The sequence below is a fragment of the Mucilaginibacter sp. 320_HR genome, from assembly GCF_059691875.1.
In genome coordinates, this window is record NZ_JCAWAI010000003.1 from 360,911 (window position 1) to 377,667 (window position 16,757).

Sequence of the window (16,757 nt, forward strand, 5' to 3'; positions counted from 1 at the left end):
GCACCTACTTTCTTGCCGGCTCAAAATGTTGTAGCGTAACGGTTTCTCCGTCAAATACTGCATAGGTGCTGTAGTTAACCCATTCGCCAAGGTTTATATACCTGCTTTGTGGCGAAAGCGTAACATCAAGCGGATAGTGGCGGTGCCCATAAATCAGGTAATCATAATGGCTTTTGGCGAGTACCTCGTTCGAGTATTGCACTAGCCAGTCCTGTTCGTGCGCCCGCAAATGTTGCGTGCGATTGCCCTCCATCCTGCTTTTACCAGACCACATGTTGGCAATACCAACGCCCAGGTTAGGGTGTATTCTTGCAAAAAGCCACTGGCAAATTTTACTGCGAAATACCCTTTTTAAAAATTTATAGCTTTTATCGCCGGGACCAAGACCATCTCCATGATGGATGTAAAAACGCTTACCATTACGTTCTATGCTTAGTTCATTAGAAACTATGGTTGCATTTAGTTCCTTTTCGAGGTAATCAAACATCCACATATCGTGGTTGCCCTTAAAAAAATAGATTTTAGTCCCCGCATCTGCCATTTTGCTCAGCTTGCCCAAAAAGCGGATATAACCTTTAGGCACTACAGTTTTATATTCAAACCAAAAATCAAAAATGTCCCCTACTAAAAACAGTTCGGCAGCGTCAGGTGCAATCGTATTGAGCCAGCGGACAATGCGATCTTCACGTTCCCTGGATGACTCGTAATTAACAGCGCCTAAATGGAAGTCGGACGCAAAATATAGCTTATTACGCACTGGCATATTCTTCAAAAGTACGCCAATAATCTACAGCTTTCAAATCAGGCCATGTAACGACTATAAACCTGCATTTACCGGCGGTGCAAACTCCAGTCGTTTAGCAAAGTAAGTATCCCAGCTTTTTTGCTGTAGCTTATTGGTGCTATGCTCGGTATCTGCGTCATAATTAATGTTAAGCTGCTTGTATTTGGCATCAATTTCATTAAAAATAGCCATTGCTTCCTGCTGATAATTTGATGTAAAGCGGCTGCGGCTCATGGTACGTAACACCTCCTGCTGCTCCAGGTAAGCTATGTTGTAGTGGCCCTGCTCGTGCTTCAGTATTTCGGCCAGGTTTCCCCTATCGCCAATAAGTGAGCGATTGATCCACGACTTATCATTATTCATGTTTAGCCTTACTGTAAAGTTGAGCCGGTATTGGCCATGCTCATGTGAAGCCTGGAAATGAAAATCGATAGTGCAATTGGTATAAGCCACCACCCCGCGGTTGTTCACCTTTGGATAGCCCTGAAAATCGGCCGGGGTGAGCTGCCTGAATGGCTGCGCAAACAGCGACGTAGCAGCAAGCATAAAGAGGGCAAGTACGCAGCTTATCCTTAATAGTTTGAATTCCATTATAGCCTAAAAAGTAAAAAAATTTACTTTTTGACTGCTTCGGTATGTAAATGGTTTAAAGCCATCATTTCTTTCATGGTGCGCTGCATTGCGTCGCTGGATCCATCCAGGAAGATGACGTTACCTTTGGAGTTTTCAGAGAAGTGTTTGATGGATTCCGTCCACATGGTAAACAGTATAACGGAAGTATCCATATTGGCGGTCTGCATTTCCTTTGCAGCGGATGTCATACCCTTAGCCACTTCCTCGCGGAACAGTGCTATACCTTGCCCGCGCAACTGCGCTGCCTGCCGTTCGGCTTCAGCAGAAATTTTAATAGCGTTACCATCAGCCTCGGCAGCTTTGGTTTTGGTGATGAGCAGGGCCTGGCCTTCGTTCTCGGCAGCAGCTTTAAGGTTGTTTGATGCCACTACCTGACTCATTGATTTCATGATCACATCATCAAACGTGATATCGTTAAGCTGAAGGTCCTGCAGGTGGTAGCCCCAGCCTTCCAGTATAGTATCCAATTGTTCCTTTACGTGCTCAACTATATCCCGGCGAAGTATTAGCACTTCGCTTTGCCGTTTAGTGGCCACAAATGCGCGGATTGAGCCTTCTACAGTGCGTATTAAAGCCTGCATCAGGTTGCGTTCATCTACAAACTTAAAAGCTACATTTTTGATGGTTTCTTCCTGCTGATCCAGTACCGAATACAGCAGCATGGCTTTAAAGTACACGTTCGCCTGGTCAAACGTTACGGCCTGGAACTCCAGCTCTACCGAACGGTTTTGGATAGATATCTTAGAGTAGATATTCTCGATAAGTGGAATTTTGAAATTGAGCCCTGGCGTAAGAATGCGGCGATACTTTCCAAATACGGTAATGACGACAATTGTACCCTGCTTAACCGTTACAAAAGACGAAAGAATAATAATGATAAGGAAGAAAACTAAAACGTATACAATAAGAGATGTAGGCGACATTGGTGTTTAATTTTAATAAAGATAGCGCTAATAAACAGATGCGCAACCTTTATAAAGTAAGTATTTGATGAGCGGCGAATAGGAAAGTGTTTCGGTTATCGAGGAGTTTACCAGGTTAGTTTTAACAATACTAACGGAATTGATAGTATCCGGAATGTCGTCTACAAGCTCGCTCGAGTGATATACACTATTTACAACTTCTACAGTATCACGTTTGCTGTTTAAGTTGCTGCTCTTACAATTTACAAAAACGGATAACATGATGCCAGCAACGATTTTTATAGTCACAATACTGACGCTATTTACTTTTTTGCTTTATAGCGGCCGGCGGTTGAACCAGAACCCCGGGGTTATCTACACCCCTGTCTGTGTTTTGAACTTTAACCTTATGCAGAACCAGGGAATTTCCTTCAGCAAGTATCAAATAAATTGAAGAACGATTATAGTTATTGTATCTGATGCTTTCTTCAGCTACTATCAACAATAGCTCAGTACTGGCCAGAGGATACTTGATTAAGTTTCCTGTAGGTATTTTGAATCCTTTATCGTTAACATTAAAGCTGCAGACAAGTTGTCCGCCATTTTTTAAACGAGGAGATGTTAACTGATAGTATCTGTACGGAGCATCATCAAAAGTTTTCCAATTTTTTGTTTGCGAGCTATCCATTAAGAAGTACGTTGGACGGATATCCTGCGCAAATGATCTGCATACAGAAAACATGAGAATAATGGCGGAAAACTTTTTCATCTACCTTAACATTTAAGCCTTCTTGTATTTGATATTTGTTTTTTGATCACCTCGAGCTCCCACATTATCTTGTTTTTGCGCATTAGCAACTAGGCTTATGAGCAAAAATAAAATTGCTGTAATTGTAGTTAAGTACTTTCTCATGTGTTAATTATTACATCTTGAACCCGACCCGCCAATGGAATACGCCAATTAAGTAGATTCCAAAGTTCCCAACAATTATCGGTTAAAACCTATTCCAAACCACCTTCAATATTAACCGTTAAATTATTAAACCGCCCTGCAAAAAGGTAAATCAAAACAACCGCTATAAACATACCTTACAAACAAGATCTATTCAAATACTTTGTTGCTTTTAGAGACGGACCAAACACCATTTCGCCGTATTAACTTGAACTTATAATCAATACGATGATCGATACCATGCAGGATAACTGTTGCAGAATCAACTGCAATCTCAAACTTAGTTACTGCATATCTGATTGGGCCCGTAGCAATGTTGTCTCCTTGTTGGGGAGGCTTAGTATTGAAGTCCGTATCAGCGATATAGAAGATCTTTAACCTACCAGCATTTGTTGGCCACGAGGAGTTTACCGGGCTAGTTTTAATAATACTTACGGAATTAATAGTATCCGGGATGTCCTCTAGAAGCTCGCTTGAGTGATATACACTATTTACAACTTCTATAGTATCACGTTTGCTGTTATTAATCTTACTGCTATTACAACATGCAAAAAAAAATATCACAAAAAATATAGATAATCTATTCATGTTATTAATTATAGTTGCAGAAAGTAATTAATCCCGTTACCGCATCATTTTAACATTACCGAAAAATAGGCTTAATAGCCGGGCGGCTCATTTTCTTCGAAATACAAAGGCTTCAATAGGATACATTCAAAACTACTTTTGCCATGTTCACCAAAGTCTGCCATATGGTAAATATCCTCCAGATAATGCTGGCTGCTCCTAATAGCTTGTAAAGAAGCTATCGCAGCTTTATACCTGTCTTCCAGGGTACTCTGCGGTGTGCTAAAGGCGGGTTTACACCCACGATTATACAGGTACTGTACTGGTATAACAATAGGTTTGTGCCATTTCTTTATAGTTGATATCAGTTCCTTATCCTTTTCTATAAAGCTCAATGATTTTACCAGGGCCTCGTTAACAAACCAAGAAGTATCAGCACTAAAATGTACTCCCGATATCTTCCCACGATTGTCTACCAACAATTTCATCAAAAAGAAACCCTCTCTGCAGGTTTGTTTAACAGCACTTGAGTCTGGTTTATAATGTTGCTTTATAATCGTGTTTATCCTTTCACCTGCATCAGCTACAGTCAAAGGCTTTTGTTGACCAAGGCAGGGCGAGTAAGTCATCCAAAGTATTGCTGCAATTATTACATATTTCCCCATGCCATTACCGTCATCCTTACAGGTTGTAATAAGACTGCTTTACCGGAAAATTCCTTTTTATTAAACATCATCACTCTGTTAAGTGCGTCAGGATCAATGGCACGTTTACCCCTTTGCTGAGGGATATAGGTTATTGGCAAAAGTAGCGATAGACTTTTATAGGACATTGCTTTTGCATATTCACTTAGGGTGGGCTTAAGGTCATCAAAATTAAGCCTCCTCGAATATTCGTTAACAAATGAGCTGTCGGCACTATCCGAAAAGCTAATATTCTGAACCATTCCTATGTTATCTATGTCAACCTTAATAAAGGTAAAAGTCTCAGTAAGGAAATTGTGCCAATAATGAGGATCATTTAACACCCTAAAAACGGAATTTCTAAATTGATTTGTAAGACTGTCAACATAAACACTTTTATCGCCTTTATTTGAAATAGTATTGTTAATTGGCCCACTTTTAGCAATACTTTGTCCGCGTGCCGATATGGTTAAAGTTAGAGGCAGTAGAATAAGCAGTTTTAAATATTCCCTCATAGTTTTAATTATTACATCTTGTTCCTGATCCGCCGATAGCATAGGCTAGATTTATAGCCTCAAAGCTACCTAGCAAACCCATGTCTGTCGAAATTTTGTTTCTAAACTCATTTGTAAATTGGATTCCTCCTAATGATAAAAACCTTATCATTAGGAGCTAAGGTAGACGTAAGCTTAAATAACAGAAGAGCTAAAAGAACAATTTATTTTTTCATTGATCATCAATTAAGGATTACACTTTTGTTCTAGCGTTTCCGCTTTATGCATTTTATTAATAATCACTAATTGACTTTTTCGAAAAAAGGAAGTTCTTTTATTTTGATTACAGTAAAAACCCTATTGACTAGAAGCTTACATATTCCCTCTATTAGATACCCGTATATACATCGGCCTGAGATACTGTACCGACCCTTCTACACTCTTCCCATTAAATTTGGTGATGTTCTCCAATTCATCGTAGCTAATATTTTTTTTCTGATTAGGGTAATCAGGTTCAAAACTTACCGGGATCATAAGCGAGGTGCTTTTATAGGACATTGCCCTGGCATACCTGGCGAGTGTAGCGTTTTCATCAGGCAGAGCAGATCTTGATGAGAAAGCCCGTAGAAAATCAGGATCAGCACTATCTGAAAATTTAATAGCTGTAACTAAACCATCTTTATCAATATCTATTTTCAGCAGGGTATAGGTGCTGGTTTTAGTACGCCAATAAGCCGGAGTATAAAAACAATTGTAAACCTTATTATAGAATTGAGTCAGCATACTGTCAGCAGGAGTATGTTTGTACTTTTCAGCCTCTAAAATTTTATCTTGAGCTTTTAAAGTACCTGTGTTAAGCAAATAAAAGAATGCTAGTGATATAGTTATTGCGAGTTTTCTCATCCTATTTTTTAATTGCACCTTGTTCCGGTCGAACCTATTGAGTAAGCTAATTGAGTAGCCTCGTAACTTCCTGACAAACTCATGTCTTTAGCAATTGTATTTTTAAAAGATTCAGTCATCCACAGCCCACCTAAAGATAGATTTTTTGCATCTTGATCTGTTAAAGCAGGGAACATTTGCTTCAATGAAGCTGCTATTTTAGTAACGTAATCTATTATCTTATCGTGCTGTAATGCGTCCGCTACGTTCTTTGAATCTAGATAGGCATGTAAAGCCTCATGCATGATTACGGTTGCAATAAACTCCTGAGAGCAGCTGGGCAATGAATTCGCATTTAGTTGTATTTCTTCATTTAAATTCCCGTTAGCGTCGTAATACGATGTAGGCGTATACCCTTTATCTTCAGCATCCAGTGTTGTAACGTCAATAAAGGTCAGGTTCACTTTTGTGTTGGAACCGAAAACATTTTGAATTAAAGTATTAATTTGATTACTAACACCAGCTGAGATAGTTGAATTTACCATATTTTTCAAACAGGGGTTTTTAACATTGTTTGTAATTGTCGGCACGGTGGGTGTTGGCTGCGGCACCACACACGGCGTGGTACCACCACCGCCTCCGCCACCACTACCTCCGCCGCCGCCCGGCATTAAGTTTATAATAATTTTGCCTTTTACAGCTGCCACCGCGGGAGCTGGTGGGCAAGGCGGTGGTAAATTAGGATTCACTCCACCATCGCCGGTGATGCCGCCACCCGGCGGAAAGCTGCCTCCACCACCGTCATCCGCTAAATCGCAATATGTAAAAGTAACACTATATGCATAATCGCGGTGTGTAACTACACCCTCAAAAATGGTTGTATAGTAAATATCCCATGTTTCTTCGGTACAGTTTACGTACCTATAAGTATCAGTTTTTACTGGCCTTGTGCTATTTACCTGTTGCGAACCGACGATTGCGCTTACTGACAGGGCTTTGCTTATGCTCCCACCCACAAAGGCATAACCGTTTATAAAATTACGGCCCAGCGTAAAATAAAGCACGTTACCACTAAAACCTTCGGGTATATGCTTGTAGTGAAAATCGGTCAACGTAGACACATACCCCGGGGTGGTTCCGTTTTCAACCGTCTTCATAAAAAATGCAGCGTTCACGGTATCACTTTTCAGAATAAAAACAGCGCTGGTTTTACTACGGTATTTCGCGGTATCTACAGCTCTTCCGGGCAGCAAAAGGCTGTGGTCGTCAGGCACGCTAAACTCAATGGTCTGGCTGCTGTCGGCATTGTTATAAAGCACAAAGGTGCTCCAGTCAACATCAATGCTTCCTACTATATTTTTTAATTGATCTGGAGTTACAGAAGACGTTTTAAGGTTTTGAGCAATACTGTTATTATACTTTTGCTGAATTACTTTTAAGTTTACTCCGTGGGTTGCTAATGCTTCTTCGCTTTCAGCCATCCCTCCGTGCATGCTATCCTTACGGCAGCTGTAGAACGTAAAGCAAGTTGCAATAACAAACAGCAGCAGGCCAAAAGTAAGCGGCTTGTTCTTGAGAAAATATTTCATTGTGCTGGTCAGGTTAATTATAACGCAACATAGCAATTACAATTAACACTTACGCAATCGAAATAAAAATAATTGCAACTATTTCGCTACCCAAACCGCATCCACAAACCACTGCTTACTGTCCGTAAGTTGGGCAACGGGTTTAAAGCCGGCTGCATTGGCCATGGCATCCACTTGTTCTATGGCGTACTTTTGAGATATCTCCATGTAGATGTATTCATCCTTTTTAAAAGAGATCACTTCGCTGCCTATGGTTACCTGCTGATCGGCCAGGCTGATAAGGTAGCTCCTGCAAGCACCTGTCTCCGGGTCGTAAGTAGGGTAATGGTCAAACTTATCTACATCAAAGTTACCCCCAAGTTCACGGTTGATACGACTAAGCAGGTTGATATTAAACCGTTTGGTAATACCCTCTTTGTCGTTATAAGCTGCTAAAACTGTTTTTGGGTTCTTTTTCAGGTCGACACCTATCAGCACCATATCACCCGCCGAAAGATGATCGCGCAGTACCCGGACAAAACCATGTGCATCGTCAACGGGCATGTTCCCGATGTTCGACCCAAGGAACATCACCACCTTGCGCCTGCCCGAAATTGCCGCCGCCTTCTTCAGCATATCAAAGTACTCACCCTGTAAACCTTCTATTTTAATGCCGGGTAAAGTTACCGGCAGCGTGATATTGAGGTATGATATTACATTTTCCGAGATATCTATCGGCAGATAGGTAAAATTGGCCTGCTGCTCAATAAGATACTTTAGCAGGTGCGATGATTTTGCCGCATCACCTGCGCCCAGCTCGATCAGGTCAAAAGCATCACCGTTGCCGGCTATTGCTTTCGCAAGTTCTGCTGTTTGCCGGGTGAATATCTCCATCTCGCAATTGGTAGGGTAATATTCATCACAGTTCATGAGGTCCTGAAAGAGCTTATCACCAACACTGTCGTAAAAGTATTTAGAGTCGAGCCGTTTAGGTGTGGCAGACAGGCCACGCATCACGTCGTCGTAAAACCGCATGCTGGCGTTGTTCAGTTCAATTTGGGGCATTTTGTTATCAAGGGTATTGCAATCCATTTGGTAGTGTATCTGTTTATTTGGCCAGCCTTATGCCGGTGAACTGCCAGCGTAATTCGGGTTGAAAAAAATTGCGGTAAGTAATGCGGCTATGATCTGGCGGAGTAGCTTCAGACGCGCCGCGTAATACTTTTTGCCCCACCATAAACTTGCCGTTGTACTCGCCGATAGCGCCAGGCGCTTTAGCAAAACCGGGATAAGGCAGGTAAGCGCTTTCTGTCCATTCCCAGCGGTTGCCCCAGCTAAAGCGTGTTGCGGCCGCTTCCCACTCAAATTCTGTTGGCAGGCGCATACCTTTCCAAGAAGCATACGCATATGCTTCGTAGTAGCTGATATGGCAAACCTCATCGTGCAGGTGCAACAGCTCTAACCCATGATAAGTATACTGATGCCATTGCCCATCTATATTATGCCAGTACATGGGCGCTTCTGCTTTATTGGTATTTACCCAATCCCACCCGGCGGCATGCCAGTGGCGGAAATCGTGATAACCGCCGGCGTTTATAAACTCCAGGTATTCGGCATTGGTAACCAGCGTTGGGCTGATTGAATATTCGTTTAAGTATACCTTATGCCTGTTCAGTTCATTATCAAAGCTGAACCCTCCTCCCGTAAAGCCAATCTCATAAACACCTTCACCCATTTCTACCCACTCGTTACTGTCAGATGCAATAGCTTTAGGCTTTACATAGGTGGGTGAATAAGCAGGAAAAAGAGGATTATTCCCCAGGATGTACTTAATATCCGTCATGAGCAGCTCCTGGTGCTGCTCCTCATGGTTAAAGCCCAGTACCAGCAGTTCCCTTACGTCATCACTTATCGGATTGCACAACAGGAAGTTCTCCATGGCATCATCCACATATTTTCGGTATCTTTGTATATCCAATACCGTAGGCCTGCTCAGGTTTCCCCTGTCGGTACGTATAACCCTTGTTCCTACCGTTTCGTAGTAGCTGTTAAAAACATAGTTGTAGTTAGGGTCGAACTCCTGGTAGCCCATAAAATAAGGCTTAAGTATAAAAGTTTCGAAGAACCAGGTGGTGTGACCAATATGCCATTTGGGGGGACTAACATCCACCGTGGGCTGTACCACGTAATCTTCAGTTTGCAGAGGGGCGCATATCTCTTCGGTACGCCGGCGTACCTTAAAATAACAATCGGCTAAATCCATGGTATCAGTTGATATCTAAATAGCGTTTAAGGTCAGAAATTGTTTTAATGTGCAGCTGTTTGGCCTGTGCCTGTCGCATCATTAATGCATACGCATTATTAAAGCCTATTGGTTTTAACCATTTAATGTTGTACTGCTTTTTAAACTCGCGCTGCACGTAATTGTAAGTGGCATCCCGGTTTCCCTGCAGGCTGTTCACTGTTTGCTGCGGAGCCTGCAAAATGGCCAACAGGCCGGTGCCGGTGTATTCCGGGTAAAAGTCTATCTGGTTATTGGTTAGTGCATCAAAACATATTTTGGTGCCGCCAAGGCCGGTCTTGGTGCTTACGCCGTACTTTGTATACCCTTTGATGAGCATGCTGTAAATATTGGCTAAGATATACTGCTCGCCAAATATTTTAGACCCGATACGTACGACACCTTCACTAACACCCTGTTCCGGCCGGTACAGATTTTTAGACACCAGGAAATCCTTTGCTACACGCTCGGGCTGCTGGTGCAGGTAATCTGTACGGTAGTTCAGCTCGGTCATGATCGAGTCGGTGATCAGGCCCGAAAGCATGTTAAGGGTTTTCTCTAACTGAGGAAATTTTTCGAGCACGTCCGCTCTTACGATAGGTGCCGCATAATATGGCGGAAAGATCTTTTTGTCATCGTCCAGCACAACAAGATCGTAGGCCTTAAGCCTTCCGTCGGTAGAGTAGCCGCTGATAACATCGAGCTCTTTCTCCTGGGCTGCTTTGTACATAACAGCATCGTTAATCACGATGGTGTGGATCTTGAGCCCGTACTTGCTGCGAAGGCCCAGGTTGCCGTCTTGCCTCCCCATAAACTCCGGCGTGAAGCCGGCAGTAAGTTTACTGCCATAAGCAGATGGTATAAAGTAAAAGCAGGAGAACAGTACTACTATGACCGCAAATCCTTTTAGCGCACCTTGGATTTTTTTGGCATTTAGCTTTTGTAGGCGCGACAGCAGGAAATCGAACAATACAGCAAGTAAAGCAGCCGGTATGGCACCGGCCAATATCATGTTGGTATTATTGAGCGATATACCACCAAAAATGAATTCGCCCAGGCCACCGGCAGCTATGTAAGACGCAAGCGTGGCCACCCCAACGTTTATCACCGTTGCCGTGCGGATACCCGCCAGTATAACGGGCATCGCCAAAGGCAGCTCAACCTTAAACAGCACCTGCCATTTGCTCATGCCCATGGCTACAGCAGCTTCCTTTACCGAAGGATCTACCCCTGTGATACCAGTGTAGGTATTACGTATGATGGGCAGCAAAGCGTACAGCAACAGGGCAACGATAGCAGGCTTTGCGCCAATCCCCAGCAAGGGTATCATAAAACCAAGTAGCGCAATACTGGGTATGGTTTGCAATACCCCGGCGATCCCCAGCACTACGCCAGAAAGGTTTCTTTTCCGGGTGATGTAAATGCCCAGCGGAAGGCCCACCATAACAGCCAGCAACAACGAAATAAAAGTCAAGCCGATGTGCTGCATGGTTTGCACTGCCAGCTTATCTGCCTGCTGTTGCATGAACTGCCACAAGGTTTGCTGCTGATTCATGCGTTTGGTGATCTGTATTTTAAAAATGCGTCTACCAGCTCCGTAATTAGTGTGGTTTTTGCAGATTTTTGATGGTCAAAAAATTGCAACGCGCTGTTTTCCTCGCCTTTATATTGCTCCAGCACCGACCACACATCTATAGTCGCAGGCAATTTTTGGGAGGGTTTTTCAGTGCCATTATCCGGCAGTAAGTCCCACAGGTCGGCTACCTTTATTGCTTTAAACTCCAGCTGCAGGCGCTGCTCATCCAGGAAGCTTTTGACGAAGTCATTTGAGGGCTTAAACAAGAGTTCGGCAGGCGTACCTATCTGTATTATACGGCCTTTATCCATAATAGCTATACGGTCGGCAAGCTCAAAAGCCTCTCCTACATCATGCGTTACCAGGATGATCGTTTTGCGTTTCAACTCGTCAAGTGCCTTAAATTCAGCATGTATCTTTGAGCGCGTGACATTGTCCAGCGCCCCGAATGGTTCATCCATCAACAACACAGGTGGATCTGCCATTAAAGCTCTTGCTAAGCCCACACGTTGCTGCTGTCCGCCGCTTAACTGGGAAGGGTACGCATTAAGGTATTCGCTCCCAAGGTGCAGTTTATCAAATAGTTGATCAATGCGCTCCTTTGTTTTTGCCTGATCCCACTTTAGCAAATTTGGCACTATGGCAACATTCTCGGCCACCGTGTAATGCGGAAAAAGCCCATTATTTTGAAGCACATAGCCAACGCTACGTCTTAAAACCTCCGGGTGTTGAGAAAGGACATCTTTTCCGTTTATTGATATAATGCCGCTATCCGGTTCAATTAACCGGTTTATCATCTTAAGTGTAGTTGTTTTGCCGCAGCCGCTGGTACCCAACAACGCCATGGTCTCGCCTTCCTTTACCTCGAAGGACACGTCATCTACAGCCCGTTTGCCACCAAAAGATTTCCGGAGATGCTCAACCTTAATCATTAATTTTAGTCTTCTATTGACATAAAAAGGTTGTTCAGCGATTCTGAATAAGTTGGGTGCGCAAATACGCAATACCGAATGCGATCGTAAGTAATTCCACCCTCCATAGCCATTTGCAGCACTGTCATTATTTCGCCGCCTTCAGTACCGATAACCGCCGCACCGAGAATCTGCTTCGTATCAGCATCTACAATAGCTTTCATAAAACCGCGTGTATCTCCTGTTTCGATGGCCCTGGCTACGTGAGCCATAGGAAGTTTAGCTACTTTAAAGTTCAAGCCCTTTTTTAAGGCTTCTGCTTCTGTTATCCCTATCCTGCCTAACTCGGGATCGGTAAACATGCAATAAGGCACAGGACGGTCCTGAATGCTTAGATTCTGCCCCTCAACCAGGTTACGGTAAACAATGGTATAGTCGTTATATGAGATGTGGGTAAAAGCAGGCCCGCCTTTAACGTCACCTAAGGCGTAAATACCCGCCTGGGTGGTTTCCAGCTTGTCGTTTACCTTAATAAAGCCTTTCTCATCTACTTCAACTCCAGTCGTATTTAGGCCTAATTTGGATGTTTGCGGTGCACGACCTATAGCGACCAGCACATGCGAACATTTTATCTTCTGCTCTTTGTCGCCTGTTTTAACAATTGCTGTTACCTGGTTCTTTCCTTTATTTTTAAACTTTATAGCTTTCGTATTCGGGAGAATGCTCAACCCTTCTTCCTCCAAAATATGGGTAAGCTCCAGCGCTACATCTTCATCCTCATGACCCAACAGCCGGGCTGATCTTTCCAAAATGGTTACCTTACTGCCAAACCGTTTAAACATCTGCCCAAATTCTAGTCCGATGTAATTCCCCCCCAGGATCAAGAGGTGCTCAGGAACGCTTTCCAGTTCCAATATTGAAGTCGACGTGAGGTAATCTATATTGTCTAAGCCATCTATATCATGCGGGATGATGGTTTTACAGCCGGTATTCAGGAAGATGAGGTCAGCCTTAAACTGGCGAGCCTTTCCAGTTTTTGGGTTTACAGTGATTGTTTTTTCTCCCGTGAAAAACGCTTCTCCGAATATCAAGTCAAGACCTTCTGTCTGTTCTATAGCTTTTTGCCCACCATTGCGCGATTTAAGCACAATGCCCTGGGTCCGTTTTTTAATTTGTTTAAGATCTACCGTATAACCTTTGATCTTTACCCCCATGTCGTTGCAACGGCTGGCCAAATAAGCTATCCTGGCACTCGCAACCATTGTTTTAGTGGGCGTACATCCGTCGTTTACACAGGTACCGCCTATATAGCGTTTCTCTATCAGCAAAGTTTTTTTACCGGCTGCTGCCAGCTTTTTAGCTAACGGGCCTCCGGCCTGACCTGATCCAATTACTATAGCGTCGTATTGCTTCATCAGTCAGTTACCTTTACACCTTTCCAGAAAGCAATATAGTTAGCAATTTGCGCAGCAGCTGGCTTTGGTTCAGGGTAATACCACGCGGCATCTGTATTTTGGCTGCCGTTCACCTCTAACGAGTAGTACGACGCAACACCTTTCCAAGGACAGGTAGTATGCGTATCAGAGCTTTTTAAGTATTCCTGTTTTACACTTTCTTTAGGAAAGTAGTGATTATTTTCAATAACGATGGTATCATTGCTTTCGGCAATAACCTGGTTATTCCAGATTGCTTTCATAAGTTGTGTACTAAGTGATGTGAGGTAAATATACCTATCAAAGGCGCAATTATAATGTAGAAGGATTGTTTTTGTTTGATGTAAGAAACTTTTGCTACTGTAAACCAATGCATTAAAAAAAACTTCAAAAATTCTTTTAAAATTAGAAGCTAACACATATCTTTGCAATCCCAAAATAAGGGAAACGGTTTTGATAACCGCCAACTATATAAGGCCCGTTCGTCTAGGGGTTAGGACATCAGATTTTCATTCTGGCAACAGGGGTTCGATTCCCCTACGGGCTACTAAAGCCGCTTTACGAAAGTAGAGCGGCTTTTTTGCTTTCCAGGTATTTTTCATAGCGTTGGTCAAAATATGTGATGTACTTTCTAACTCCCGGTTTATTAATGTTTTTTAAGATTTTAGCCGGCAAAGTCAATTTGCCCCTATCAATGATAATTCCGGTTACTTCGCAATTATTAATCCTATAGTGCACCTTATTGTGATTGACAGGAAATTTATTGCATTTTAAAATTTTAACTATTTCAGGAATAAATTGATTAAAATTCTTTAACGAAGAAAAGGTGAGATCATCAGTATAAACTGTAAAGGTTATGTTTCTTGCCTTACAAAAATCTTCTAATAATAATGCGGTTGGCGCAAAAACCAAGTTTGCCAATATGTTGGATGTTGGAGCCCCTTGTGGGAGGCAGCCGTCCAAGGTTGCTATATGTGTAATATTCCGTGCCATATTCCAATTATGCCCTAACTTAATAAGGGTTTGATGAACACGAGAATTACTGATTTTTCCAAAAAAGTCTTTTAGATCAATTGTACAAAAATATCGATTGTTGACGTGAGATAATACATTGTCAAAACTGCAGCCTTCCCTTACACCACCATACATACAACTGGGTAAAGCAAAACCCTCTAAGTATGTTTTTACAGATTTTTGAAGTTCTTTCAACGAATAGCTCGGCTTAGTTACCGAGCGAAGCCTGCAGGTACTATTACTCAGATCTATTTGCGGCGACCCATACTTCATTTTGGGACGCAAGAACTTGCTATAGAACTTTTCAGGTGATTGCCGTAATTCTTTTATTAAAAACGTGCTTATCAAATACGACTGAAACATGGGCAAAAATTAATGAACCGGGCCTGAAGACGATAGATAAAAGATTACAAAGACAACGGACTAACTTTAAAGATGTAAGTAAAAACTTGTCTTTCTTTTTGTTCAACACGTAAATTGCAGATCTAATAATCAATCGATGCATCAATGAAAATTTCTTTTTGTCTTTAAGATAAAATTTTTCTAGTTGCTTACGAATGCGTTTTCGCTTTCTCATGGTACTTTTTTTAATTCGGATTTATTTCCGCCGCATATACCATTCATCACCATGTTATTTTCAGAGAACTCCAGACCCGGTTTGTAGATTTCATTACGTTTCCGCCGCAAAGCGATTACCAGCTTTTTTAAGCATTAAATTTGGTGATGAATCAAATTAGATATCTAAAGACTTGATTAAAGATACTACCTATAAATGAGCTTTCATTATCTAAGCGCATCTATTTTTAAATAATTCATGCCACCGTACTTCAATAAAATAGGGCATTATTATTCTCATCGATAAGGAAGAGGAGTATGCTTTTTTTTATAACTTATAGCTTGGAGAGTTGCGCTTATTAAAGTTATGTAACATCTTCAAAGCTTAAAGTTCCAAATCGGAACAACGTTGCTGATGTCAATGGATCGTAGTTTTGTATTCTTAAACTTATTTCTTTACGGCTACTCTCTTATTAACATCGGGGCAAAACGGCTATATTGCCTGTCAATTAACAGACATGTTTAAAAATCTTTGTTTAATTATTGTGCTTATGGTTGGAAGTCATTTGCCTGCCCTGAGCCAGTCTGGTGAAACTTCAGGCGGCTACCAACTGGTTTGGGCGGACGAGTTCGATAGAAAGGGTGCTCCGGATACCGCGAACTGGAACTTTGAACATGGCCTGGTCCGCAACCACGAACTGCAGTGGTACCAGCCGGATAATGCCACCTGCAAAAAAGGTAAACTGATAATTGAAGCACGCAGAGCCGACTTCCCAAACCCCAACTATAACCCGGAAAGCAAAGATTGGCGCGCTGCTCCTGAAACCATAAATTACACATCATCAAGTTTAAATACACGCGGACTGCATAGCTGGAAATACGGGCGGTTTGTTATGCGTGGAAAGATTGATACCTCTCCCGGGCTTTGGCCGGCATTCTGGACCCTTGGTGTAAACGGCGAGTGGCCCAGCAATGGAGAGATAGACATTATGGAGTACTACCGCAATATGTTACTCGCCAACATTGCCACGGGTACGGCTACAGCTTACCAACCGAAATGGTTCAGCCAGAAAAAGGAGCTCAGTACCTTTAACGACCCTGACTGGAGCAAGAAATTTCATGTATGGCGAATGGATTGGGATGCTACGGAGATCAGCCTGTATGTTGATGACGAGTTGTTGAACCGCGTAGCATTGAAAGAGTTGGTTAATGACGACGGAACCAAAATAAACCCCTTTGATCAGCCGCATTATATTCTGCTTAACCTTTCTGTAGGAGGCGACAATGGCGGTGACCCAAGTTCAACAAAGTTCCCAAGGAAATTTGAGGTAGATTACGTGCGGGTTTACCAGAAACAATAAGACCTAATAAGCGTGCGCGTGTCCCGCTTAGAAAGTGGGACACCCGGGACACCTAAAACTGTTAACGCTCTATTTATCAGGATGTTGCAAGAAGCAGGCGGGACACTTCGGGACAGTAGTAACAGTTCAACTAAAAGCAACCAATAATTTCGCTAACAAGT

Annotated in this window: 18 protein-coding genes and 1 tRNA gene; 2 read left to right on the forward strand and 17 right to left on the reverse strand. The window is 42.5% G+C overall.

The features are described 5' to 3' along the window. Positions 1 to 4: 4 nt before the first annotated feature. The 16 genes from AC59GT_RS12125 to AC59GT_RS12200 form a co-directional block, all read right to left on the reverse strand. Entirely contained in the window at positions 5 to 763 is a 759-nt protein-coding gene (locus tag AC59GT_RS12125) for a UDP-2,3-diacylglucosamine diphosphatase (RefSeq protein ID WP_497237879.1), read from the reverse strand. 54 nt (positions 764 to 817) lie between these two features. Then, a complete protein-coding gene (locus AC59GT_RS12130) occupies positions 818 to 1,375 on the reverse strand; it encodes a DUF922 domain-containing protein (protein ID WP_497237880.1) in 558 nt (185 codons plus the stop codon). A gap of 23 nt (positions 1,376 to 1,398) precedes the next feature. Next, positions 1,399 to 2,340: an SPFH domain-containing protein gene (locus tag AC59GT_RS12135; protein WP_497237881.1), complete on the reverse strand. Its 942-nt coding sequence runs from the start codon at positions 2,338 to 2,340 to the stop codon at positions 1,399 to 1,401. Positions 2,341 to 2,367: 27 nt separating this feature from the next. Beyond that, positions 2,368 to 2,601: a hypothetical protein gene (locus AC59GT_RS12140; protein WP_497237882.1), complete on the reverse strand. Its 234-nt coding sequence runs from the start codon at positions 2,599 to 2,601 to the stop codon at positions 2,368 to 2,370. Between the two features lie 37 nt (positions 2,602 to 2,638). Next, positions 2,639 to 3,088 (reverse strand): hypothetical protein, encoded by a 450-nt coding sequence (locus tag AC59GT_RS12145; RefSeq protein WP_497237883.1) that lies wholly within the window; start codon positions 3,086 to 3,088, stop codon positions 2,639 to 2,641. Between the two features lie 333 nt (positions 3,089 to 3,421). Continuing rightward, positions 3,422 to 3,859 carry a hypothetical protein gene (locus AC59GT_RS12150; protein ID WP_497237884.1) on the reverse strand — a complete coding sequence of 146 codons (438 nt, stop codon included), beginning with the start codon at positions 3,857 to 3,859 and terminating at the stop codon, positions 3,422 to 3,424. Between the two features lie 71 nt (positions 3,860 to 3,930). Then, positions 3,931 to 4,503, reverse strand: a complete 573-nt coding sequence (locus AC59GT_RS12155; RefSeq protein ID WP_497237885.1) for a hypothetical protein — start codon at positions 4,501 to 4,503, stop codon at positions 3,931 to 3,933. Next, positions 4,488 to 5,036 carry a hypothetical protein gene (locus AC59GT_RS12160; protein WP_497237886.1) on the reverse strand — a complete coding sequence of 183 codons (549 nt, stop codon included), beginning with the start codon at positions 5,034 to 5,036 and terminating at the stop codon, positions 4,488 to 4,490. The genes AC59GT_RS12155 and AC59GT_RS12160 overlap by 16 nt, the downstream gene beginning before the upstream one ends. Positions 5,037 to 5,387: 351 nt before the next feature. Further along, complete coding sequence (locus tag AC59GT_RS12165; protein WP_497237887.1) at positions 5,388 to 5,918, reverse strand: hypothetical protein; 531 nt, start codon at positions 5,916 to 5,918, stop codon at positions 5,388 to 5,390. Between the two features lie 8 nt (positions 5,919 to 5,926). Continuing rightward, positions 5,927 to 7,486, reverse strand: a complete 1,560-nt coding sequence (locus AC59GT_RS12170) for a hypothetical protein (RefSeq protein ID WP_497237888.1) — start codon at positions 7,484 to 7,486, stop codon at positions 5,927 to 5,929. Between the two features lie 78 nt (positions 7,487 to 7,564). Then, the gene (locus tag AC59GT_RS12175) at positions 7,565 to 8,530 is read right to left on the reverse strand and encodes an L-histidine N(alpha)-methyltransferase (protein ID WP_497237889.1); all 966 of its coding nucleotides are present in this window, start codon (positions 8,528 to 8,530) and stop codon (positions 7,565 to 7,567) included. Between the two features lie 43 nt (positions 8,531 to 8,573). Beyond that, positions 8,574 to 9,728: an ergothioneine biosynthesis protein EgtB gene (egtB, locus tag AC59GT_RS12180; RefSeq protein ID WP_497237890.1), complete on the reverse strand. Its 1,155-nt coding sequence runs from the start codon at positions 9,726 to 9,728 to the stop codon at positions 8,574 to 8,576. Positions 9,729 to 9,732: 4 nt separating this feature from the next. Continuing rightward, positions 9,733 to 11,301, reverse strand: a complete 1,569-nt coding sequence (locus AC59GT_RS12185; RefSeq protein WP_497237891.1) for an ABC transporter permease/substrate-binding protein — start codon at positions 11,299 to 11,301, stop codon at positions 9,733 to 9,735. Beyond that, complete coding sequence (locus AC59GT_RS12190) at positions 11,298 to 12,254, reverse strand: ABC transporter ATP-binding protein (protein ID WP_497237892.1); 957 nt, start codon at positions 12,252 to 12,254, stop codon at positions 11,298 to 11,300. The genes AC59GT_RS12185 and AC59GT_RS12190 overlap by 4 nt, the downstream gene beginning before the upstream one ends. A gap of 5 nt (positions 12,255 to 12,259) precedes the next feature. Beyond that, complete coding sequence (locus AC59GT_RS12195) at positions 12,260 to 13,648, reverse strand: mercuric reductase (protein WP_497237893.1); 1,389 nt, start codon at positions 13,646 to 13,648, stop codon at positions 12,260 to 12,262. Then, entirely contained in the window at positions 13,648 to 13,929 is a 282-nt protein-coding gene (locus AC59GT_RS12200) for a DUF427 domain-containing protein (RefSeq protein WP_497237894.1), read from the reverse strand. The genes AC59GT_RS12195 and AC59GT_RS12200 overlap by 1 nt, the downstream gene beginning before the upstream one ends. A gap of 212 nt (positions 13,930 to 14,141) precedes the next feature. Between AC59GT_RS12200 and AC59GT_RS12205 the strand changes: the two genes are divergently transcribed. Next, positions 14,142 to 14,213: transfer RNA gene (locus tag AC59GT_RS12205), tRNA-Glu, on the forward strand. A gap of 11 nt (positions 14,214 to 14,224) precedes the next feature. Here the strand turns inward: AC59GT_RS12205 and AC59GT_RS12210 are convergent. Then, entirely contained in the window at positions 14,225 to 15,043 is an 819-nt protein-coding gene (locus AC59GT_RS12210) for a reverse transcriptase family protein (RefSeq protein ID WP_497237895.1), read from the reverse strand. Between the two features lie 743 nt (positions 15,044 to 15,786). Here AC59GT_RS12210 and AC59GT_RS12215 point away from each other — a divergent pair. Further along, positions 15,787 to 16,596 carry a glycoside hydrolase family 16 protein gene (locus AC59GT_RS12215; RefSeq protein WP_497237896.1) on the forward strand — a complete coding sequence of 270 codons (810 nt, stop codon included), beginning with the start codon at positions 15,787 to 15,789 and terminating at the stop codon, positions 16,594 to 16,596. Positions 16,597 to 16,757: the final 161 nt, after the last annotated feature.